The following is a 21952-nucleotide window of genomic DNA, read 5'->3' on the forward strand; positions in this document are numbered from 1 at the left end:
CGGCGACCGGCTCCCTAATATTCGATCGATGGCGATCAACCCGTTCCAGAACTTCATGGTCCGGTACGGATCCGGCGAGCGGATCTTCACCGAGGGCGACCTCGGCACCACCATGTACATCGTCCAGTCCGGCAAGGTCCGGCTCTTCCGCATGGTGGACGGTGCCAAGCGCGTGCACGGCACCATGGAAAAGGGGGACTTCTTCGGGGAGATGTCGATCCTCGAGGGGCTTCCCCGGACGATCTCCGCGGAAGCGGTCGACGACGCCGAGCTGATCGAGATCAACAGCATCACCTTCGACAAGATGATCAAGGGCAACATCGAGATCGCCATCCGGATGTTGCGCAAACTGTCGATCCGGCTGCGCGACGCGGAGCGGAAGATCGAGCAGCTGCAGTCCGCCGAGTCGCGCGGACCCGCGCCGGGGCGTCCCGCTCCGCCGCAGCACCCGAAGGCCGCGGGAGCGGGCGCCGGAGCCCGCCTCGAGGTCGAGGGGGAGGGGATCGTCTTCCCGCTCACCGGGGACGACACGCTCATCGGACGCTACGACCCGGTGACCGAGCTCAAGCCCGACATCGACCTCACCCAGGTCGATCTCAAGCGCAGCGTCTCGCGGCGTCACGCGCGCGTGCTGCGGGCGGGCGAGGGGTTCGTGCTCACGGAAGAGGTCGGTGCGCTCAACGGCACCTTCGTGAACGGGACGAAGCTCGTCACCGGGCGTCCGCACCCGATCCGCGAGGGGGACAAGCTCGGACTCGGCATGGTGAAGGTCGTCTTCCGGATATGAGGCGCCGTTGACCGCCGCGCTCCTCCTCGCGCTCACCCTGCCGCTTTCGATCGACGTGGCCTGGGGCGACCGAGCGTCGGGAGGTTCCGAGACCCTTCGCGCCGACATCGAGCGGCAGATCGCCTCGGCCGTCGCGGGAGCGGGTTGCTTCACGACCCTCGCGCCCAAGGGCACCGAACGTGCGCCGGTGCGCCTTCAGGTGGCCCTCGACGACTACCGCGAGGAGACGAACTTCGACGACTCCCTCGCGACCTACGCGCAGGCACAGGAGCCCGGCCAGGGGCTGCGCCTCGAGGCGGTTTTCTCGGTGATCGTCAGGCTCCGGATCTTCGCGGGCGATTCCGATGTGCCGTTCCGCGAGAAGAAGTTCCGCGTGCTGCGCGAGATCCGGCCGCGAATCCCGGGCGACGACCCGGTCGCCATCGCCCGCGACGAGGCGATCGAGGCGATCGGGGAGGAGACCGCGCGCGCCGTCTGCAAGGTCGCGGGGCCCAAGCTCGAAGCCGCGGCGGGAGCGCGCTGAGCCGCGCGGGCGTTTGACCCTCCGAGAAGGCGCGTGTTAGATTCCGCGGCTCCGCGGCGTTTGCCGCCTTTTCCCGGGTGCTCGCCATGGCTTCCACTCGCAGGCACCGTGTCCTGTCGGGGATGCGGCCCACCGGCCCCCTGCATCTCGGCCACCTCGTCGGCGCGCTCGACAACTGGGTGCGCCTGCAGGACGAGGCGGAGTGCCATTTCTGCATCGTCGACTGGCACGCGCTGACGACGGACTACGCCGACACGCACGCGATCCGCGGCTACGTGCGCGAGGTCGCCCTCGACTGGCTCGCCGCAGGGATCGACCCCGCCAGGAGCGTCGTGTTCGTGCAGTCCGCGGTGAAAGAGCACGCCGAGCTGCACCTGCTCCTCTCGATGACGACGCCGCTTCCTTGGCTCGAGCGCGTGCCGACCTACAAGGAGCAGCAGGAACAGCTGCGCGAGAGGGACCTGAACACCTACGGCTTCCTCGGTTATCCGCTGCTGCAGGCGGCGGACATCCTCGTCTACCGCGCGGACCGCGTGCCCGTCGGCGAGGACCAGGTCGCCCACCTCGAGCTCAGCCGGGAGATCGCGCGGCGATTCAACCACTTCTACGGGGAGATCTTCCCGGAGCCGCATCCGGTCCTCACACCCGCCTCCCGACTGCCCGGAACCGACGGCCGGAAGATGTCGAAGTCGTACGGCAACGCGGTCTTCCTGAAGGACACGACCACCGAGGTCTCGAAGAAGGTCGACGGCTGGCTCACCGATCCGCAGCGCACGCATCGGCACATCCCGGGGAACCCGGAGGTCTGCCCGGTGTTCGCCACGCACAAGATCTTCTCCACCCCCGAGGTCGTCGCGTGGGCGGATGCCGGATGCCGCAGCGCGGGGATCGGCTGCCGCGACTGCAAGGGGGCCCTCAAGCAGGGGCTCGAGGGGCGGATGGCCCCGCTGCGCGAGCGCCGCGCGGCGCTCGCCGAAGGGACCGCCCTCGACGCGATCCTGAACGACGGCGCCGACCGCGCGCGCGCCGAAGCGTCGGCCACGATGAAGGTGGTTCGTGGCGCGATGGGGCTCGAAGGATGAGCGAGCACGGATCCGGCTCGTCGGGCGAGGGGTTCGACGTCCGCGTCGGGAGCTTCGACGGGCCGCTCGACCTGCTGCTCCACCTCGTGCGCGCCAACGAGGTGGACATCCTCGACATCCCGATCCTCGAGATCACCCGGCAGTATCAGGACTACCTCGACCTCCTGCGCGAGCTGAACCTCGAGATCGCGGGGGAGTACCTCGTGATGGCCGCCACGCTCGTGCACATCAAGTCGCGGATGCTCCTGCCCCCCGACCCGGTCGAAGGCGAGGAAGCGCGCTCCGAGGATCCGCGCGCCGAGCTCGCGCAGCAGCTGCTCGAGTACCAGCGCTACAAGCAGGCCGCCGAGAACCTGCAGGCGATCGACAGCGTGCGAAGCCTGATCTGGACGCGCGACGGCAAGGTCCCCTCCGAGTTCGAGGGGGAAGAGCTGCTCGCCGTGGACCTGATGGACCTGGTCGGGGCGTTCCGCAAGCTCCTCTCGCGCCTGGGGGAGGACGAGCGCCTCCGCCTCGAGCGGGACGACGTGTCCGTCGCCGACAAGATCCAGTGGCTCACCGACCTTTTGGAGGAGCGTCGCTCGGTCGACCTCCTGGAGCTGCTGGCGGGGATGGGCGAGCGCCGCCAGCGCATCGCGACGTTCCTGGCGGTGCTCGAGATGATTCGCCTGCAGATGATCGTCGCCTTCCAGCGCGCGTTGTTCGACGAGATCCGCATCGCGCTGCGAGGAGAACCCGCAAGTGAGTGACGTCGTGGACGTGACGGGGCTGGTCCCCGCGGTCGAGGCCATCCTGTTCGCGGCGGGGGAGCCCGTCCATCCCAAGGAAATCGCCTCCGCGCTCGAGGGCGCCGACGAGGAGGGCGTCGTCGCCGCCGTGGAGGCGCTCTCACGCCGGTACGAGACGGAGGGCTCCGGGCTGCACGTCGAGCACGTGGCGGGGGCCTACCGGCTCGCCACGAGGCCGGACGTCGGCGCGACGGTCCGGCAGTTCTTTCGCCAGCGCAATCGCACGCGGCTCTCGCCCGCGGCGCTCGAGACCTTGGCGATCGTGGCCTATCGCCAGCCGATCACCTCCCCCGAGATCCAGGCCATCCGCGGCGTCGATCCTTCGGGCGCCCTCAAGAGCCTGGTCGAGCGCAAGCTCCTCCGGATCCTCGGCCGGAAGAAGGTGGTCGGAAACCCGCTCCTGTACGGGACGTCCAGACAGTTCCTCGTCCACTTCGGCCTGAACCGCCTGGAAGACCTCCCGTCGATCGAGGACTTCGACCAGTTCCTCGGCGCCCTCGAAACGGGGGAGTCGTCGCTGTTTCCGGCCGTCGGCCGGATCGAGGCCGAAGGCGACTCCGAGGAGATCGAGCTCCCCGCCGGCGCGGACGGAGAGGAATGAGCGAGCGGCTCCAGAAGTTCCTGGCCCACGCGGGGGTCGCCTCGCGGCGGGCGGGGGAGCGCCTCATCGTCGAGGGCCGGGTCTCGGTGAACGGACACACCGTGCGGGAGCTCGGCACCAAGATCGATCCCGGCCGGGACGTCGTGAAGGTCGACGGGAAACGCGTGGCCGGGCCGCCGACGCGCCCGGTCTATTACCTCCTCAACAAGCCCCGCGGATACGTCACCACCCTGCACGATCCCGAGGGACGCCCCACCGTCAAGGAGCTCCTTCGCGGGGTGAAGCGCCGCGTTTACCCGGTCGGCCGGCTCGATTTCGACAGCGAAGGGCTGCTGCTCCTCACCGACGACGGCGACCTCGCGCACGACCTGATGCATCCGTCCCGCGGGGTGGGGAAGACCTACCTCGCCAAAGTGCGGGGGATTCCCGACGCGGCCGCACTCTCACGACTTCGCGGGGGGGTGCCGCTCGACCGTCGCCCCACGGCTCCGGCCCAGGCCCGAGTCGTACGCCGCGGGGACAACGCGTGGGTGGAGGTGCGGATCGTCGAGGGCCGGAACCGGCAGGTGCGACGCATGCTCGAGGCGGTCGGGCATCCGGTCCTGCGCCTGCGCCGGACGGCCTACGGCCCCCTGACGCTCGGGCGGCTCGCGGCGGGGGAGTTCCGCCTGCTGGAGGAGGCCGAGGTCGAGGCGTTGCGGCGCTCGGCCAAGCCCCAGGCCAAGCCCTCGCTAATCCACTGAAAACGCGCCCGTTCTTGACACTTCGAAAGGGCGTCGGCTAGAGTGCGGCCTTTGTCGGCGGAGATTTCCGACCGGCAGCCCGGCCACGCCGGGTACCAACGGGACCGCGGCTCTCCAGGATCGGAGTCACGGCCCGACCCAGGAGGTACGATCCCTTCATGTCTACCGATCATCACACCGAGGAATCCACGCGTCCCGAGGGCGGCTCGAACCACGACGAGTTCGACGACCTCGACTTCGGCAAGGCTCTCGAGCAATGGGAAGCCGGCCTGAAGTCCCTCAAGGAAGGCGACGTCGTCCAGGGCCGCGTGCTGAAGATCCTCGAGAAGGAAGTCGTCGTCGACATCGGCTTCAAGTCCGAGGGCGTCATCGACATCGACGAGGTCAAGGGGTACGACGGTCAGCTGACCGTGAAGCCCGGCGACAAGGTCGAAGTCCTCCTCGAGAAGCTCGAGAACTCCGACGGCTACGTGGTCCTCTCGAAGGAGAAGGCCGAGAAGATGAAGGTCTGGGACGAGGTCGAGCGCGCCTACGAGACGGGCGAGCCGGTCCTCGGCCGCGTCATCGACCGCATCAAGGGCGGCCTCAAGGTGGACATCGGCGTTCCGGCGTTCCTCCCCGGCTCCCTCGTGGACGTCCGTCCCGTGCGCAACCTCGACGCCCTGCGCGGCCTCGAGTTCAAGATGCGCGTCATCAAGGTCAACAAGCGCCGCGGCAACATCGTCCTCTCGCGCAAGGCCGTGCTCGAGGAGGAGAACGCGGAGAAGAAGAAGAAGACCCTCGAGGACCTCGAGGAGGGCAAGATCCTCCGCGGCACCGTGAAGAACCTCACGGAGTACGGCGCCTTCGTGGACCTCGGCGGCATCGACGGCCTGCTCCACATCACCGACATGGCGTGGGGCCGGATCAACCATCCCTCCGAGAAGTTCCAGATCGGCGACGAGCTCGACGTGATCGTCCTGAAGTTCGACCGCGAGCGCGAGCGCGTCTCGCTCGGCTTCAAGCAGCTGCAGGACGACCCGTGGGAGACCGCGTCGGTCAAGTACCCGCCGCACACCCGCGTGCGCGGCAAGGTCGTGAGCCTCACCGACTACGGCGCCTTCATCGAGGTCGAGGAAGGGGTCGAGGGGCTGATCCACGTCAGCGAGATGTCGTGGACCAAGCGGGTGAAGCACCCTTCGAAGATCCTCAACATCGGCGACTGGGTCGAGTGCGTCGTGCTCGAGATCGACCAGGAGGGCCGCCGCCTCTCCCTCGGCCTGAAGCAGACCGAGCCCAACCCCTGGGATCTCATCGACACGAAGTACCGGGTCGGCGACCAGATCAAGGGCACGGTGCGCAACGTCACGGACTTCGGCGCCTTCGTCGAGGTCGAGGACGGCATCGACGGGCTCGTGCACATCTCCGACATGTCGTGGACCCGGCGCATCAAGCACCCGAGCGAGGTGCTCAAGAAGGGCGACGAGGTCCAGGCGATCATCCTCAAGATCGACTCCGACAACCAGCGGCTGTCGCTGGGGATCAAGCAGCTCCAGCCCAACGTCCTCGAGGACTTCTTCCGCAGCCACGGCGTGGGGGACATCCTCACCGGCAAGATCGTGCGCCTGACGGAGTTCGGGGCCTTCGTGGAGCTGTTCGAGGGCATCGAAGGACTCGTGCACGTCTCCGAGATGTCGCGCGAGCGGGTCGAGAAACCCGAGGACCTCTTCAAGGTCGAGCAGGAAGTCCGGGTCAAGATCATCAAGATGGACCCGCTCGAGAAGAAGATCGGACTCTCGATCAAGGCGGCTCTCGACGAGCCGGACACCGGCTCGCTGCGCGAGTACCAGGAGAGCCAGCAGGACGACGGCAGCGCGACGCTCGGCGATCTCCTGGGCGACAGCATCCGCCGCACCGTCTCGCGGGACGACGCGTAGCGCCGGGAGCCCTCGGGAACGCCGATGACCAAGGCCGACCTCGTCGAAGAGGTGATCCGGGTCTCCGACCTGAGCAAGAAGCAGGCGGAGATCATCGTCAACACCGTGTTCGCCGAGATCGTCGAGGCGCTCCGCCGCGACGACAAGATCGAGCTGCGCGGATTCGGCAGCTTCCGCGTGCGACGGCGCCGCTCCCGCCAGGGGCGCAATCCGAAGACCGGGGATCGCGTGGACGTACCGTCCAAGCGGATTCCGTACTTCAAGCCCGGCAAGGAGCTCAAGGATCTGATCAACGGCGACGACGAGGCGCAGGTCCCGTCGTCGCCGTCCACCGAAGCCTGAGCCGCCGCGTCATGTCCTCCTCCCACGACCGCCGTCCGGCCGGCCGTTACTACATCGAGACCTGGGGCTGCCAGATGAACGTGCTCGACTCCGACAAGATGTCGGGGGCGCTCGAGCACCACGGTTACGTCCGGACCGACGACGCCGCAGAGGCGGACGTCGTGCTCCTCAACACCTGCTCGATCCGGGAGAAGGCCCAGGAAAAGGTCTTCTCGGAGCTCGGCCGGCTGAAGGCCCTGAAGGACCGCCGCCCCGGCATGGTCCTCGGCGTCTGCGGCTGCGTCGCCCAGCAGGAGGGGGAGAGGATCTTCTCGCGCGCGCCCTACGTCGACGTCGTCGTGGGCACGCGCGCGACGAGCTCGCTTCCGATCCTGGTCAATCGCCTGCGCGCGGGCGACGACTCCGCGCGGCACGTGGCCGACGTCGAGATCCGCAACGACTCGATCCACTTCCCCTACGACCGGATCCGTCGCGACGGCGAAGGCCGCGGCCGTGCGTACGTCACGGTCGTCGAAGGCTGCAACCACCGATGCACGTTCTGCATCGTTCCGACCACGCGCGGGCGGGAGGTCTGCCGCGACCTCGACGACGTCGTCGGGGAGGTGAGGCACCTCGCGGCTCGCGGCGTGCACGAGGTCGAGTTCCTCGGCCAGACGGTGAACGCCTATCGCGACGCCGCCGGCAGGAATCTCGGCGATCTGCTGCGGGCGGCGGCCGACGTCGAAGGGATCGGCCGGATCCGGTTCACGACCTCGCATCCGGCCCAGATGACCGAGTCCCTGATGGACGCGATGCGCGACGCGCGGCCGAAGCTCTGCCCCTACCTGCACCTTCCGGTGCAGTCGGGGTCGAGCGCGGTCCTGCGCGCGATGCGCCGGGGCTACGACCGGTCGGGGTACCTCTCGCGGATCGAGGCGCTCCGCCGCCGCATCCCCGAGATGACCTTCGGCACCGACGTCATCGTCGGCTTCCCGACGGAGACCGACGCCGACTTCGAGCAGACGCTCGAGCTCGTGCGCGAGGTGGAGTACGACACCCTCTACTCCTTCGCCTATTCCGCGCGTCCCGGGACGGCCGCGCTCGAGTTCGGAGACGCGGTCCCCGCCGACGTGAAGATGGAGCGACTCCAGCGCCTGCAGGCGGAACAACAGGGGATCCAGGAGCGCCGCATGGCGCGCTGGGTGGGGAGCGTCGTGGAGGTTCTGGTGGACGGGCCCGACGCCAAGCGACCCGGGGTCTGGAGCGGACGCACTCCGGAGGCGCGCGTGGTCAATTTCCGAGGCGAATCGGCTCCCGGGAGGCTCGAAAGGGTCGTCGTGGAACGCGCCTCCCCGTTCGCGTTGTACGGCGTTCCTTCGCTTCCGTCGCCAGCTTGACCCGTCCGATTGGGCGCGTATATATTCCGCCGCGCTTTCTTCGAAATTCGCCGATCGCGGGAGGCCGGATGCCCGTCGAGATGAAGGTCAAAGGGCTGATGATCGATCCGGTGTCCCAGATGCCGATCATCGTCCTCAAGAAGCCCGACGACGAGACGGTGCTCCCCATCTGGGTCGGCCTCTTCGAGGCCAACGCGATCGCGATGCAGCTCGAGAACATCGTTTCGCCGCGGCCGATGACGCACGACCTCATCTGCAGCGTCATCGACGCCCTGCGCGCCACCGTCGATCGCGTCGAAATCACCGACCTGCGCGACAACACCTTCTTCGCGCTGATCCACCTGGATCGGGCGGGGGAGAAGCTCGCGATCGACGCTCGCCCGTCCGATGCGATGGCCCTGGCGCTCCGCGTTCGCGTCCCGATCTTCGTCGCCGAGAGCGTCCTCCAGAAGTCGATTCAGGGGGACGAGGAGAAGGGGGACGAGACGGAGCGGCTGCGTCGCTGGCTCGAGCAGGTCGACCCCGAGGATCTCGGCAAGCCGATGTAGCTCGGCTTTCGCCTTATCTTCGCAATAAAACCTCTTCCCCCCGCCGACATTTTAGTCGTCCCTCGCGTTGACAGGCCGGTAGACCCCGTCTACACTCGCGCCGTTCATCGAGTCCACGACATCTAGTGCCGAAGTCGCGACCCACCGCATTATCGAGGGGTCCGCGTCGACGACCGAGATCCGAAAGGAGGACGATTCGTGCCCGCCATGGTGGTGGCCGTCGCCAACCAGAAGGGCGGCGTGGGCAAGACGACCACGTCGATCAACCTCGCGGCCGCCCTGGCCCAGAAGGGGTTGAAGACCCTCCTGCTGGATCTCGACCCGCAGGGGAATGCGACCCTCTCCTTCGTCGATCCTGGATCGATCCACGGATCGATCTACGAGCTCCTGGTCGACCCCAACGTCACCGCCGAGTCGGTCATCGTCCCGGCCCAGCTACCCAGCTTGGACGTCATCGGTGCACGGATCTCCCTGGCGAAGGCGGAGGTCAAGCTGGTGGGGGAGTTCGACAGCCATTTCCGACTCAAGGACAAGATCGACCCGATCCGGGATCGTTACGATTACATCGTCATCGACACCCCCCCGACGCTCGGCATCCTCACCGTGAACGCGCTCGTCGCGGCCACGCACCTGCTGGTCCCCATCCAGTCCTCCTACTTCGCACTCGAAGGAACCGACGACCTGCTCGAGACCTTCGAGAAGATCCGGGCCCGCCCCAACCCGGCCCTCCAGTTCCTGGGAGTCGTGATCACCCTTCACGACCGCCGAACGGTGTTATCCCGGGACATTCAGAAGCAGATCCGCGAGGTCTTCGGCGAAAAGGTCTTCCGGACGGTGATCTCGAAGAGCGTCCGGCTCGAGGAGAGCCCCGCCTATCGGCAGAGCATCTTCACCTTCGCCCCAACATCCTCCGGTGCCGTGGAGTATTACAGCCTTTCCGAGGAGGTCATCGCCCGTGTCTAAGTTCCGTGGACTCCCGCAAGATCGGAAGATGCGCCACGACAGCCACTTCGTGGAGGAGATCACCTCGACGCGCTCCGAGTCGATCGGCCGCCTGATCGACATCGAGCGAATCGAGCCGAACCCGAACCAGCCCCGGAAGAACTTCGGCGACCTCTCGGAGATGGTGGCTTCCATCAAGGAGAAGGGGATCCTCGAGCCGATCCTCGTACGCATCCACGAGGGGAAGTTCCAGATCATCGCCGGCGAGCGTCGATACCAGGCGGCCAAGATCGCCGGGCTGCGCCACCTCCCGTGCATCGAGGTCGACGTCGACCACCGCGGGATGCTGGAGATCTCGCTCATCGAGAACCTGCAGCGGAAGGACCTGACCCCCTTCGAGGAGGCGGCCGCCATCCAGCGCCTCTGCGACCAGTTCCGGTACACCCACGAGGAGATCGCCCGGAAGCTCGGCAAGTCCCGGACCGTCATCACCGAAGCCCTGAGCCTCAACCGAATGCCGCCCGACGTCCAGGAGAGATGTCGGCGCGCCGACATCGAGAGCAAGTCGATGCTCCTCCAGATCGTCCGCCAGGAGACGGCCGAGCAGATGCACCACCTGATCGACAAGATCACCGGCGAGGGGTACACGCGGGAGGACGCACGGCGATTCAACCGCGAGGAACCCGGAGCGCCCAAGGCGAAACGCTTCGTGTATCGCTACCGCCCGGAGAACGAGAGTTTTCAGGTCCAGCTGACCTTCGAGAAACCGGAAGTCGACCGGGGCGAGCTGATCATGGCGCTGCGCGAGCTGCTCGAACGGCTCCTGCAGGAGGCGCAAACCGAGGGGAACCCCCAGGCCTCCTGAACCACCAAAATGGCCGCCGTTCGGCCCGAGGCGCCCCAATGGTTGACATAATATACCTTATCGGACATTAGGTCAGTGACCAGGACCGGGCGGCTCACCCGCTACCTCCTCGCGGAGCTCTGGACTCCTACCCTGCTATCGATCGCGCTCTGGGTGTCCCTGCTCCTCATGAACCAGTTCTTCCTGCTGGCGCAGATGGGCCTGCAGCAGAACCTCCCCGCGGCGACCCTCGCCCAGCTCCTCCTGCTGAGCCTTCCCAAGTGCCTGCTCCTCGCGATCCCGATGGGAACGCTCCTCGGCTCGCTGATCGGCATCGGGCGCCTCTCCGCCGATCAGGAGATCCTGGCGCTCCAGGGAGCCGGCCTCGGCCCGGCTTATCTCCTGCGGCCCCTGGCTCTCCACGGCCTTGTCTTCACGGCGTTCGCGCTCTCGATGTACTGGGTCGTGCAGCCCGCCTCGGTCCTCAAGATCCGGGAGATCAATGCGGGGATGATCCGGGCGGCGGATCTCGTCAGCGAGATCCGGCCGCGGGTCTTCTTCACCCAGATTCCGGGACTGGTCGTTTTCGTCCAGGAGGTCGATCCGAAGCGACGCGGCGTCCTGGAAGGGGTGTTGCTCTACCAGCACGACGTCGGCGGGGGAAACGAACAGCTGATCGTGGCCCGAAGCGCGACCGTCACCAAGGATGCCAGCCGCCCCTCGGGGGTTCGTGTGGATTTCAGGGACGGCACGATCCACGACTTCAAGGCCGCCGCCCCCGACGTGTACCGTCCGATCCGGTTCGACCGCTACGTCCCACCCGCGATGGCGCCTCCGGACTACCTCCTGGGTTCCTCCGGCAAGATCGGACGCGCCCCCAGCGACATGAGTGCCGGCGAGCTCCTGGCGGAGGTCCGGGCCTCGAGGGACGAGCCGGACCCGATCATCCGACCGATCCGCGAGCGATCGGCACGCCTCGAGGCGAACGCACGACTCGCCCTCCCCTTCGCCTGCCTGTTCTTCTCCCTCCTGGCGGGTCCCTTGGGAATGACCCGCGTGCGAAGCGGCAAGGGAGCCGGGTTCGCGCTGAGCATCGGGATCATCGTCGGCTACTGGCTGATCTACACGACGCTCCAAAAGCAGGCCCTGGAGGGGAGGATTCCGATCGCCCCGGCTCTCTGGGCGGCGAACCTTGCGGTCGCTCTCCTCACCCTGCTCGCGTACTCGGGGATCGGCTTCGTTTCGCGGGGAAGCGTGCGTGCCTGGTCCGCCGTGGTGTGGCGCAGGATCGTCTCGGTGCTCGAGCGGTTCGGCAAGCGCACGCCTTCTCCGGTCGCCGTCGCGTCCACGCAGAGCTGGATCCCCCAGATCGATCGTTACATCGGCGTCGCCTTTCTCCGGCTGTTCGGTCTTTCCCTGGGGTTCTGCTGGCTCGTCGTGCTCCTCTTCGAGATCAAGTCGATCGCGGACTCGCTCCCCGCCAAGTCGACCACGCCCCTCACGCAGCTGGCGGGGTATTTCCTCGCCTTCAGCCCGGGATCGCTCGGTCTCGCGGTCCCCGTCGCGGCACTGATCGGCGCCGTCGTCACCTGCACGGTCTTCGCGCGCACCGGCGAGCTGACGGCGATGCGCGCCACGGGAATGAGCGCCCGTCGCGTCGTCGCCTCGATCGTGGGACTCACGATCGTGCTTTCGATGGCCGCGTACCTCGTCCAGGACCGGATCGCGCCGCAGACCAACCTGCGTGCCCAGGCGCTCAAGGACGAGATCCTCCAGAGATCCCCGCGGACCTACGGCGCGACGCAGGGAGGCCGCTGGATTTTCGGAACGAAGAGTCGCCTCTATCACTACCGGCTCTTCGACCCCGAGTTGCGCCGGTTCCAGGGACTCAGCGTCTACATCGTCGACCTGAACGCGCCCAGCATCTCGTCCCACGCCGTGGCCCCATCCGTCCGGTGGGACGGTCAGGGCTGGCGTACCGACGGAGGGTGGATCCGGACCTTCCCGCCGGGCGGCGGGACCGGCGAGTTCAAACGCTTCGGCGCCGAGACGTCGCTCGACATCGATCCTCCGGAGCACTTCGCCCGTCGGGAGCGGACGATGACCCGGGAGAACGACCTGCCCGAGCAGATGTCCCTCGAGGATCTCGCTCAGCAGATCCGAGCGCTGGAGAACAGCGGTTTCGACACGACGCGCCTGCGCGTCGACTGGCATGTCAAGCTCGCAAGGACCTTGACCCCCCTGGTGATGGTGCTCCTCGGGCTCCCCTTCGCGTTCCGCGTCGGGCGACGAGGCTCGATGTACGGCGTCGGTGTCGCCCTGCTGCTCGTCCTCGCTTACTGGGCGGCATTCGCGATCACCAACGCGCTTGGGCTCGAGGGAGCCTTGCCTCCCCTGATCGCGGCCTGGGCGCCGAACGCGCTGTTCGCGACGCTCGGCGCGTGGATGTTCAGCCTGGTTCGAACCTGAGCCTACATTTCGAGCTTATTTAGCTCTATCTTGATATTCGGTTGATTCGGCTCTAATTCGATTGACTTTCGCCATGCGGCGGCGGCGTCGGCGACTCGCCCTTCCCTCCGGTAGGCCTCCCCGAGGAGGTTCCAGCCCTCGACCAGGCTCGGTGTCTCCCGGGTCAAGAGCTCCAAGGCGATCCGCGCCTCCCCCGCCCTCCCCTTCGCGAGCTCGAACTCCCCTCGGTGCAGGAGGGCCGTCGCCCGCGCCCGGGGATCGCGCGCCGCCCGCGCGAGCTCCGTCCTGGCGGCGGCGTCGTCCCCCCGGCCGCGGTGCACGAGCGCCAGGTTGACCCGCGCGTCCCCGTATTCAGGGTCGAGCGCGAGCGCCTCCTGCAGCCACCGCTCCGCCTCCTCGAGATTCCCACGCGCGATCGCGATCCCGGCAAGGTTGTTCCGCGGGGACGCGTATTTCGGATCGGACTCCGCCGCCCCTCGCCACAGTCGCGCGGCTTCCTCGAGGTCGCCTTGAGCGTATCGAACGCTGGCGAGGTTGTTCTGCACGATCGCGTTTCGCGGGGACTTCTCGAGGGCGCGTTCGTAGAGATCGATCGCCGACGCCAGGTCGCCTCGTTCCTGGTAGGCCAGCGCGAGGTTGTTGTAGGCGCCCATGAAGTAGGGATCGGCCTCGATCGACTCGCGATACCAGCGCTCCGCCGTCGCGCCGTCCCCCCGTCGGCGCGCCAAGTTCCCGAGGTTGTTGCGGGGCTCCGCCGCGGCGAGGGAGAGCTTCGCGGAGCGAAGCCAGGCGGCCTCCGCGCCCCGGGCGTCACCGAGCCGGTCGAGCGCGAGGCCCAGGGCGTTGTACCCCTCCCAGGCCTCCGGCTCGGCCGCGATCACCTCCCGCGCGGCGCGCTCGGAGCCCCGGAAGTCCCGGTCGTCGAGCAGCATCTGGGCGAGCTGGATGCCGGCGGCGCGTCGGGCCTCCGGCGCGGACAACGCGCGCCGAAACGCCTCCGCCGCCTCGGCGTGTCGTCCCTGCAACCGGAGGGAGGAGCCGAGATTCACGAGCAGCATGGGGTGCCCGGGGCTCGCCTCCAGCCCCGCGCGGAACGCCGCCTCCGCCTCCGCGTACCGGCCGTCGTTGAGCAACGCGACGCCCCGGTTGTTCGACTCGGAGAGCGCGGGCGCGGGGCCCCCGCGATCGGCCCCGCCGCCGAGGTACCCCAGGCTCTCGAGCTTCGCCTTCAGGTCCTCCGCCGCCGGATCGGCGATCCCGGCTGCCGTGACCGCGGCCGCGGATGCCGGAGGCTCCACGTCCTCACGAAACGCGACGGGATGGCGTTCGAAGAACGCGGGATCGATCGCCCCGGCGAGAATCCGGCCCGGCCACGACTCCGGGATCGGCTGACCGAACAGCGCGAGGATCGTGGGCGCCACGTCGTAGACGCCCGCCTCCTCGAGCCGCACCCCCGCGCGGATGTCCGGCCCCGAAAGCACGAGGACGCCGAACTTCCGATGCCAGTCCGCTGCGGGACCGTGGCCGATCCTCGAATCCGTGAGACGAGGGCGGGAGGCGTCGGTCACGAAGCCGTGATCGGACAGGACGAGCACGGTCGTTTCCGGGCCGAGCCCCTCGAGCAACCGGCCGAGATGCGCGTCGGCGGTCTCGTAGTACCGGTCCACCACCGAGCCGAAGGCGGTCGCGCGCGCCTCGCTGATCCCGGAGAGTCGCGGCGGCCGGTACGGCATGAAGAGGTGGCCGACCGTGTCCGTTCCCTCGAAGTAGACGATCTCGAGGTCCGGGGGCGCCCCGAGGCGCCGCGCGGCGAGGGCCGCGCCGAGGTAGGTGTCTCCGGATGCGATCAGCGTGCGAAGGCCGTCGAGCAGCTCTCGCTCCGCCGCATCGAACTCCCGTTCCTCGCGCCGAGGCCCGTCGAGGTAGCGCAGCACTTCCGTCCACGGGACGTCCGCGGGCTCGCGAACCAGCGGACGGACCGTCTCCCACAACTCCGGGGGCCAGGTCTTCCCCTCGCCGGTCGCGGCTTCGGGCCGGAAACCGAAGAGCTGGTACGCGACGCGGTCCGAAACGACGTACCCGTTCACGCGCTCCGACGGCCAACTGGCCCACCACGCCGTGACGCCCACGCGGGCGCCGGCGTCCGAAAGCCGGTTCCAGATCGCAGGGACCTTCCGGGACTCGTTGGTCACGGGCTGCCCGGCGCGCGGAGATCCGGCGGGTGCGAGGAAATCGAGGATCCCGTGACGGATCGGCTCGACGCCGGTCGCGACGGAGGTCCAGATCACCGGGGAGATCATCGGGGAGATGGAGAGCAGCCTCGCCCGGGTTCCGTTCTCGACGAGGCGACGGAGGTTCGGGAGCCTTCCCGCCGCGAGCAGCGGATCGACGAGGTCCCAGTCCGCGCCGTCGAGGCCCACGAGGAGAAGCCGGCGGCGGGCGAGCGGAACCGCGGCGTCCGCGGGAACGCGGGGCAGATCGAGCCCTTCCAGGCGAAGGTCCTCGAGTCGCCAGCCCAGCTCCGCGAGCTGCCGGGAGAGCTCCGACCGGAACTCCCGCTCCGCACGGGACGCGTCGCGTCGCGCATCCCGGAGCCGGAGGAGCGGCGTCGCCGCCACGCGCGAGGCCTCCACGAGCGTCGCGTCGGCCCCCGTATCCGGGAGCCGGCGCCAGGCGGAAGGGTCGGGGGCCATCCGGACGCGACCCTTCAGGCCGAAGCGCGCCCCGTCCGGAGCGACGAGCGCGAGAACGTCGCGCCCCGGAAGCTCGCGCTCGGTCCCGGCCAGACGGAGGCGCTGCAGGCGCACGAGGCCCGGCGGGGCCCACGTGAGCCCACGCTCGACCAGACGCGGGAGCCCGGGACCGGCCCCTCTCAGGACGCCGAATTCGACGGAGGGATCGACGCGGCGGACGCCGGCCGCCGCCCAGACGGCGGCAAGCGCCAGGGCGGCGGCGGCGAGGCGGGTCCGTCGCATGGAGCCGGGGCTAGGTGCCTTCGCTCCACGAGGCGAGGTAGTGCTTCTGCTCCGCGGTCAGCTTGTCGATCGAGACGCCGTTGGACTTGAGCTTCAGGCGTGCAACCTCGCGGTCGATCTTGTCCGGCACCGTGATCACGACGCGCCCGAGCTTCGCGTGGTTGCGGACCATGTATTCGGCGCCGAGCGCCTGGTTCGCGAAGCTCATGTCCATCACCGAGGCCGGGTGACCCTCCGCGGCCGCCAGGTTCACGAGGCGGCCGTCGGCGAGCAGATAGATACGGCGGCCGTCCTTGAGCTCGAACTCCTCGACGAACTCCCGCGCCATGCGGCGCTTGCGCGCGAGCTTCCCGAGGGCCGGGATGTCGATCTCGACGTTGAAGTGTCCCGAGTTGCAGACGATGCAGCCGTCCTTCATCTTCGCGAAGTGCTCGCCGCGCAATACGGACTTGTTCCCCGTGACGGTGACGATCACGTCGGCCTCGCGGACCGCCTGCGCCATCGGCCGCACCCGGAAGCCGTCCATGCACGCCTCGATCGCCGGGATCGGATCGATCTCGGTGACGATGACGTTCGCCCCGAGCCCCTGGGCGCGCTTGGCGATGCCCTTGCCGCACCAGCCGTAGCCGGCGACGACCACCGTCGCTCCCGCGAGCAGGACGTTCGTGGCGCGCACGATCCCGTCGATCGTGGACTGCCCCGTCCCGTAGCGGTTGTCGAAGAAGTGCTTGGTCATCGCATCGTTGACCGCCATCACCGGATACTGCAGGACGCCGTCCTTGGCCATCGCCTTGAGGCGGATGACGCCGGTCGTGGTCTCCTCGGTGCCCGCGACGACCGTCCCGAGCATCTCCTTGCGGTCCGTGTGGAGCATGGTCACGAGATCGCAGCCGTCGTCCATGGTCATCGTCGGTTTGGCGTCGATGGCGGCCATGATGTGGCTGTAATAACGCGCGTTGTCCTCGCCCTTCACGGCGTAGGTCGAGATGCCGTATTCCGCGACGAGCGCGGCGGCGACGTCGTCCTGCGTCGACAGCGGGTTCGAGGCGCACAGGTAGATTTCGGCGCCGCCGGCCGCCAGGGTCCGCATCAGGTTCGCCGTCTCGGTCGTCACGTGCAGGCACGCGGCGACGCGCTGGCCGGCGAGGGGCTTCTCCCTGGCGAAGCGCTCGCGGATGCTGCCGAGCACCGGCATGCTGCGGTCCGCCCATTCGATGCGGCGGCGTCCTTCGGCGGCGAGTCCGAGGTCCTTGACGTCATGGGGCACGAAACGGTTCTTCGCGCCCACCACCTTGTTCTTCATGCCTTGACTCCGCGGGAAAGGGCCTCCGCGTGCGTGGTCGTCTCCCAGGTGAACCCTGGCTCGAGACGGCCGAAGTGCCCGTACGCGGCGGTGCGCCGGTAGATGGGCTTGCGGAGGTCGAGATGTTCGATGATGCCCTTGGGGGTGAGCTGGAAGACGTCCCGGACGGCGCGCTCGATCGAGGCTTCCGGGACCTTGCCGGTCCCGAAGGTGTCGACGAGGACCGAGACCGGCTCCGCGACGCCGATGGCGTAGGCGAGCTGGACCTCCGCGCGATCGGCGAGGCCCGCGGCGACGATGTTCTTCGCGACGTGACGCGCCATGTACGACGCCGAGCGGTCGACCTTCGTCGGGTCCTTCCCCGAGAAGGCGCCGCCGCCGTGACGCCCCATGCCGCCGTAGGTGTCGACGATGATCTTGCGGCCGGTGAGCCCCGTGTCGCCGTGCGGCCCGCCGACGACGAAGCGTCCCGTCGGGTTCACGAGGACGCGCGTGCGCGCGTCGAGCAGGTGCGGCGGGATCACGGCCTTGATCACCGTCTCCCGGACCGCTTCCTCGATCTGCGCGTTGGTCGCCGACGGCGCGTGTTGCGTGGAGACCACGACGGTGTCCACGCGGATCGGGGCGGGCCCGTCGTATTCGATCGTGACCTGCGACTTTCCGTCGGGGCGGAAGAACTCCACCAGGCCGCGCTTCCGGCACTCGGCCAGGCGCTGGGTCAGCCGGTGCGCGAGCATGATCGGCATGGGCATCAGCTCGTCGGTCTCGCGGCAGGCGTAGCCGAACATCATCCCCTGGTCGCCGGCGCCCCCGGTGTCGACGCCCATCGCGATGTCGCGGGACTGCTCGTCGATCGCCGACAGGACGGAGCAGCTGCGGGCGTCCAGCCCGAAGGCGGCGTCCGTGTAGCCGATCTCCTCGATCGTGCGGCGCGCGACCTTCGGAAGGTCGACGTAGGTGGTCGTGGAGATCTCGCCGGCGATGAGGCAGAGCCCCGTCGTGAGCAGGCTCTCGCACGCCACCCGCCCGAGAGGATCCGGATCGAGGATGGCGTCGAGGACGGCGTCGGAGATCTGGTCCGCGACCTTGTCGGGGTGCCCCTCGGTAACGGATTCGGACGAGAACAGATGGCGGCCCTGGACCGGCATGCCGGCTCCTTTCGTCGATAAAAGGCGGGGGATGGTATCACCCGGCCGAAAGCCGCCTCAACGCCCCATGACACGGGCCCGGTAGCGCAGCCGGCCCGGCCCCAGGACCTCTTCCACCGCCGCGATCAGCCGCGTCGAGGGGCCGACGCGCATGGAAGGCTCCGCGCGGGCGACCATCCGGAACCGCCCCGGCCGCACGAGCTCGAGATAGACCGGCAGCTCCCCGGGGCTCCCCTCGAGCGCCTTCCTCAGGCGCCGGATCGTCCCGTCGTCGAGATCCCCGTCCTCGAGGCGCACCTGGACCGCCTGGGCCTTCTTTTCCCGCGCGTCGTCGAGAACCATGACGTCGTCCGCCGTCAGCCGGACGCGCCCGTCCTCGTTCTCCGCCCGCCCCGTGACGAGAAGCGCCCGGCCGTTCTCGAGGAGCGTCTGCGACGCCTCGAACGTCTTGGGGAAAACGAGGGTCTCGACGTGGCCGTCGAGGTCCTCGAGCTGCAGGGAGGCCCACCACTGCCCCTTCTTCGATTTCCGTTTGCGCAGGTCGGTCACGATCCCGCCGACCGCGACCTCCCCTCCCGACGGCGCGTCGCGGAGGGTCGCCGTCGTGTGGGTCGCGAAGTCCTGGAGCAGGTCCTTGAAGCTCTCCAGCGGGTGGCCCGTCACGTAGAAGCCGAGGGTCGCCTTCTCGTTGGCCAGGCGGGTCGCGTCGTCCCAGTCGGGAAGGTCCGGAAGCGCGGGAGGCGGCGCTTCCGGGGAGGATCCCGATCCGCCGAACAGACTCGCCTGCCCGGACTCGCGATCGTCCCGCCGCTTCGCCCCCCAGTCCATCGCGCCGTCGATCGCCGCGGCGAGCGCGCTGCGTTTCCCTCCGAGCGAGTCCATCGCCCCCGACTGCACGAGCGCCTCGAGGACGCGTTTGTTGACCGCGCGAAGGTCGATCTCCCCGCACAGCTCGTGCAGGGACCGGAATCTCCCGAGCCGCCCCCTCGCGTCGAGGATCGTGGCGATCGCACCCTCCCCCACGTTCTTGATCGCCGACAGGCCGAAACGGACCTTGTCGCCCTCCACGGAGAAGTCGAGGTCGGAGGCGTTCACGTCGGGGGGCAGGACTTCGATCCCCATCTCCCGGCACTCCGCCACGTAGTGCACGAGCTTGTCCGTGTTCCCCTTTTCCGTGGTCAACAGCGCCGCCATGAAGTGCACGGGGTGGTGCGCCTTGAGCCAGGCCGTCCGGTAGGCGACGAGCGCGTACGCGGCCGAGTGCGACTTGTTGAAGCCGTACCCGGCGAAGAACTCCATGAGATCGAAGACCTTCCCGGCGTCGCCCCCCTTGACGCCCTGCCGCACCGCGCGATCGACGAACTTCTCGCGCTCGGCGGCCATGACCTCCTTCTTCTTCTTGCCCATCGCGCGCCGCAGGATGTCGGCCTCGCCGAGGGAGTAGCCGCCCATGCGCGAGGCGATCTGCATCACCTGCTCCTGGTAGACGATGACGCCGTACGTCTCCTGGAGCGATTCCTCCAGCCACGGGTGCGGGTATTCGACCTTGATCTTCCCGTGGCGCCGCTTGATGAAGTCGTCGATCAGGCCGCCGCCGATCGGCCCCGGCCGGTACAACGCGTTCAGCGCGATCAGGTCCTCGAAGCGGTCCGGCTTGAGGCGGCGGAGGATGTTGCGCATCCCCTCCGATTCGAACTGGAAGAGGCCGGCGGTGCGCGCATGGCCGAACAGCTCGTAGACCTTCGGATCGTCGATCGGAAGATGGTCCATGTCCGGGCGGCTCCCCGTCGCCCGCTCGATCGACGCGACCGCGTCGTCGATGAGGGTCAGGGTCTTCAGCCCGAGGAAGTCCATCTTGATGAGCCCGATCTCCTCGAGGTCGGACATCGAGAACTGCGTGGTGATCGCGTCGTCCTGCCCCTTGTACAGCGGCGCGAACTCCACGATCGGCTTGGGCGCGATGACGACTCCCGCCGCGTGGGTGGAGGCGTGGCGCACGAGCCCCTCGAGGCGCTGGGCGACGTCGAGGAGCTGGCGCACCTGGGCGTCCTGGTCGTAGGCCTGCTTGAGCTGCGGGACCTCGGCCATCGCCTTCTCGATCGTGACCTCCTGTCCGGGCTGCTGCGGCACGAGCTTGGCGATCCGGTCGACCTCCGCGTAGGGGATCTCGAGTCCCCGCCCTGCGTCGCGGATGACCGCCCGCGCCGCCATCGTCCCGAAGGTGATGATCTGCGCGACGTTGGGGCGGCCGTATTTCCCGGTGACGTAGTCGATGACCCGCTCCCGCTTGCGGAAGCAGAAGTCGATGTCGATGTCGGGCATCGAGATGCGCTCGGGATTCAGGAAACGCTCGAAGAGCAGGTCGAACTGCATGGGATCGATGTCGGTGATCTTCATGCAGTACGCGACGAGCGACCCCGCCGCCGATCCGCGGCCCGGGCCGACCGGAATGCCGCTCTCGCGCGCGAAGCGGATGAAGTCCCAGACGATGAGGAAGTACCCCGCGAAGCCCATGTCGCGGATCATCCGCAGCTCGCGGTCGAGGCGTTCCCGGTAGTCGCGCGGCTCGTGGCGCAGCCGCCCCGCCGACGCCTCGGCCCGCCACATCGCCTCCCGTTCGGCGAACCCGTCCCGGGCGATCTTCTCGAAGTACCCGTCGATGTCGTATCCCGGGGGGACGGGGAAATCCGGGAGCTGGTATTGCCGCTTCTCGAAGGCGAAGTCGCACCGCTCGGCGACGGCGAGGGTGTTCTCGATCGCCTCGGGGGCCCAGGCGAACAACTCGCGCATCTCGGCGCCCGACTTCAGGTAGTGCTGCGGCGAATAACGGATGCGGTCGCCGGAGTGGACCGTCTTTCCGGTCTGGATGCACACGAGCACGTCGTGCGCGAAGTGGTCGTCCGGGAGGAGGTAGTGGCAGTCGTTGGTCGCGACGAGCGGGATGCCGAGCTCCGCGGCGAGCCGTTTCGCGCCGTCGTTGACCTTGCGCTGCTCCACGAGGCCGTGATCCTGCAGCTCGAGCCAGTACCTTCCCTCGCCGAACAGATCGCGGAACTCCCCCGCGACCCGCCGCGCCTCGTCGATCCGGTCCTGCCGGAGGAGCGTGGGCACCTCGCCCGCCAGGCACGCCGACAGGCACACGAGCCCCTCGCGGTGCGAGGCCAGCAGCTCCTTGTCGATGCGCGGCCGGTAGTAGAACCCCTCGAGGAACCCCGCGCTCGCGAGCTTCACGAGGTTCTTGTATCCGGCGTACGACTCCGCGAGCAGGATCAGGTGGTGATACGGCTTCTGGCGCGGCGCCCCCGCCGCGACCCCCTTCTCGTGGCGCGACCCCGGGGCGACGTACGCCTCGATCCCGAGGATCGGGCGGATCCCCGCGGCGCGCGCCTCACGCGCGAACTCGAGCACGCCGAACAGATTGCCGTGATCGGTGATCGCGAGCGCCGACTGCCCGTCGTCGGCCGCACGCCTGCACATCTCGTCGAGGCGTTGCGCCCCGTCGAGCATGGAATAGGTCGTGTGGTTGTGCAGGTGGACGAAGCCGGGTCCGGTCATGACGGCGGGA

The 21952-nt window shown here is 68.5% G+C and carries 17 protein-coding genes; 13 read left to right on the top strand and 4 right to left on the bottom strand.

The annotated features are described in order from the left end of the window. Window positions 1–28 precede the first annotated feature (28 nt). The 13 genes from VF139_13240 to VF139_13300 all read left to right on the top strand — a co-directional run bounded on the left by VF139_13240 (window position 29) and on the right by VF139_13300 (window position 12961). Window positions 29–787: a cyclic nucleotide-binding domain-containing protein gene (locus VF139_13240; GenBank protein ID HEX6852356.1), complete on the top strand. Its 759-nt coding sequence runs from the start codon at window positions 29–31 to the stop codon at window positions 785–787. Between the two features lie 7 nt (window positions 788–794). Next, window positions 795–1310 (top strand): hypothetical protein, encoded by a 516-nt coding sequence (locus VF139_13245; GenBank protein ID HEX6852357.1) that lies wholly within the window; start codon window positions 795–797, stop codon window positions 1308–1310. 86 nt (window positions 1311–1396) lie between these two features. Next, entirely contained in the window at window positions 1397–2392 is a 996-nt protein-coding gene (gene trpS, locus VF139_13250; protein ID HEX6852358.1) for a tryptophan--tRNA ligase, read from the top strand. Further along, window positions 2389–3141, top strand: coding sequence for a segregation/condensation protein A (locus VF139_13255; GenBank protein HEX6852359.1), 753 nt, complete (start codon window positions 2389–2391; stop codon window positions 3139–3141). Before trpS ends, VF139_13255 begins: the two co-directional genes overlap by 4 nt. Then, window positions 3134–3781, top strand: a complete 648-nt coding sequence (gene scpB, locus VF139_13260) for an SMC-Scp complex subunit ScpB (GenBank protein ID HEX6852360.1) — start codon at window positions 3134–3136, stop codon at window positions 3779–3781. The genes VF139_13255 and scpB overlap by 8 nt, the downstream gene beginning before the upstream one ends. Next, window positions 3778–4524, top strand: a complete 747-nt coding sequence (locus VF139_13265; protein ID HEX6852361.1) for a pseudouridine synthase — start codon at window positions 3778–3780, stop codon at window positions 4522–4524. Before scpB ends, VF139_13265 begins: the two co-directional genes overlap by 4 nt. Window positions 4525–4682: 158 nt before the next feature. After that, window positions 4683–6440 (top strand): 30S ribosomal protein S1, encoded by a 1758-nt coding sequence (locus VF139_13270; protein HEX6852362.1) that lies wholly within the window; start codon window positions 4683–4685, stop codon window positions 6438–6440. A gap of 24 nt (window positions 6441–6464) precedes the next feature. Further along, complete coding sequence (locus VF139_13275) at window positions 6465–6782, top strand: HU family DNA-binding protein (protein HEX6852363.1); 318 nt, start codon at window positions 6465–6467, stop codon at window positions 6780–6782. An 11-nt stretch (window positions 6783–6793) separates the two neighbouring features. Then, entirely contained in the window at window positions 6794–8158 is a 1365-nt protein-coding gene (gene miaB, locus VF139_13280) for a tRNA (N6-isopentenyl adenosine(37)-C2)-methylthiotransferase MiaB (protein HEX6852364.1), read from the top strand. Between the two features lie 68 nt (window positions 8159–8226). Beyond that, entirely contained in the window at window positions 8227–8706 is a 480-nt protein-coding gene (locus VF139_13285) for a bifunctional nuclease family protein (GenBank protein HEX6852365.1), read from the top strand. Between the two features lie 207 nt (window positions 8707–8913). Continuing rightward, window positions 8914–9669: a ParA family protein gene (locus VF139_13290; protein ID HEX6852366.1), complete on the top strand. Its 756-nt coding sequence runs from the start codon at window positions 8914–8916 to the stop codon at window positions 9667–9669. Further along, window positions 9662–10513: a ParB/RepB/Spo0J family partition protein gene (locus VF139_13295; protein HEX6852367.1), complete on the top strand. Its 852-nt coding sequence runs from the start codon at window positions 9662–9664 to the stop codon at window positions 10511–10513. Before VF139_13290 ends, VF139_13295 begins: the two co-directional genes overlap by 8 nt. A 75-nt stretch (window positions 10514–10588) precedes the next feature. Next, window positions 10589–12961, top strand: coding sequence for an LptF/LptG family permease (locus VF139_13300; GenBank protein HEX6852368.1), 2373 nt, complete (start codon window positions 10589–10591; stop codon window positions 12959–12961). 2 nt (window positions 12962–12963) lie between these two features. Here VF139_13300 and VF139_13305 read toward each other — a convergent pair whose 3' ends face one another. From VF139_13305 to dnaE, 4 genes are read right to left on the bottom strand one after another with little or no spacing between them, the layout of a single operon-like run. After that, a complete protein-coding gene (locus VF139_13305) occupies window positions 12964–15936 on the bottom strand; it encodes a tetratricopeptide repeat protein (GenBank protein HEX6852369.1) in 2973 nt (990 codons plus the stop codon). A 10-nt stretch (window positions 15937–15946) separates the two neighbouring features. Continuing rightward, window positions 15947–17239: an adenosylhomocysteinase gene (gene ahcY, locus VF139_13310; protein ID HEX6852370.1), complete on the bottom strand. Its 1293-nt coding sequence runs from the start codon at window positions 17237–17239 to the stop codon at window positions 15947–15949. Further along, complete coding sequence (gene metK / locus VF139_13315) at window positions 17236–18387, bottom strand: methionine adenosyltransferase (GenBank protein HEX6852371.1); 1152 nt, start codon at window positions 18385–18387, stop codon at window positions 17236–17238. The genes ahcY and metK overlap by 4 nt, the downstream gene beginning before the upstream one ends. A 57-nt stretch (window positions 18388–18444) precedes the next feature. Continuing rightward, on the bottom strand, window positions 18445–21942 hold the full coding sequence (gene dnaE, locus VF139_13320) for a DNA polymerase III subunit alpha (protein ID HEX6852372.1): 3498 nt from the start codon (window positions 21940–21942) through the stop codon (window positions 18445–18447). Window positions 21943–21952 lie beyond the last annotated feature (10 nt).

It is taken from the genome of Candidatus Polarisedimenticolaceae bacterium, from assembly GCA_036376135.1.
Taxonomy (GTDB): domain Bacteria; phylum Acidobacteriota; class Polarisedimenticolia; order Polarisedimenticolales; family DASRJG01; genus DASVAW01.

Excerpts from the sequence above, each read along its gene's own strand:
- VF139_13240 (HEX6852356.1), top strand. The coding sequence starts at position 29 with ATGGCGATCAACCCGTTCCAGAACTTCATGGTCCGGTACGGATCCGGC.
- trpS (HEX6852358.1), top strand. The coding sequence starts at position 1,397 with ATGGCTTCCACTCGCAGGCACCGTGTCCTGTCGGGGATGCGGCCCACC.
- VF139_13255 (HEX6852359.1), top strand. The coding sequence starts at position 2,389 with ATGAGCGAGCACGGATCCGGCTCGTCGGGCGAGGGGTTCGACGTCCGC.
- VF139_13265 (HEX6852361.1), top strand. The coding sequence starts at position 3,778 with ATGAGCGAGCGGCTCCAGAAGTTCCTGGCCCACGCGGGGGTCGCCTCG.
- VF139_13270 (HEX6852362.1), top strand. The coding sequence starts at position 4,683 with ATGTCTACCGATCATCACACCGAGGAATCCACGCGTCCCGAGGGCGGC.
- VF139_13275 (HEX6852363.1), top strand. The coding sequence starts at position 6,465 with ATGACCAAGGCCGACCTCGTCGAAGAGGTGATCCGGGTCTCCGACCTG.
- miaB (HEX6852364.1), top strand. The coding sequence starts at position 6,794 with ATGTCCTCCTCCCACGACCGCCGTCCGGCCGGCCGTTACTACATCGAG.
- VF139_13285 (HEX6852365.1), top strand. The coding sequence starts at position 8,227 with ATGCCCGTCGAGATGAAGGTCAAAGGGCTGATGATCGATCCGGTGTCC.
- VF139_13290 (HEX6852366.1), top strand. The coding sequence starts at position 8,914 with ATGGTGGTGGCCGTCGCCAACCAGAAGGGCGGCGTGGGCAAGACGACC.
- VF139_13305 (HEX6852369.1), bottom strand. The coding sequence starts at position 15,936 with ATGCGACGGACCCGCCTCGCCGCCGCCGCCCTGGCGCTTGCCGCCGTC.
- ahcY (HEX6852370.1), bottom strand. The coding sequence starts at position 17,239 with ATGAAGAACAAGGTGGTGGGCGCGAAGAACCGTTTCGTGCCCCATGAC.
- metK (HEX6852371.1), bottom strand. The coding sequence starts at position 18,387 with ATGCCGGTCCAGGGCCGCCATCTGTTCTCGTCCGAATCCGTTACCGAG.
- dnaE (HEX6852372.1), bottom strand. The coding sequence starts at position 21,942 with ATGACCGGACCCGGCTTCGTCCACCTGCACAACCACACGACCTATTCC.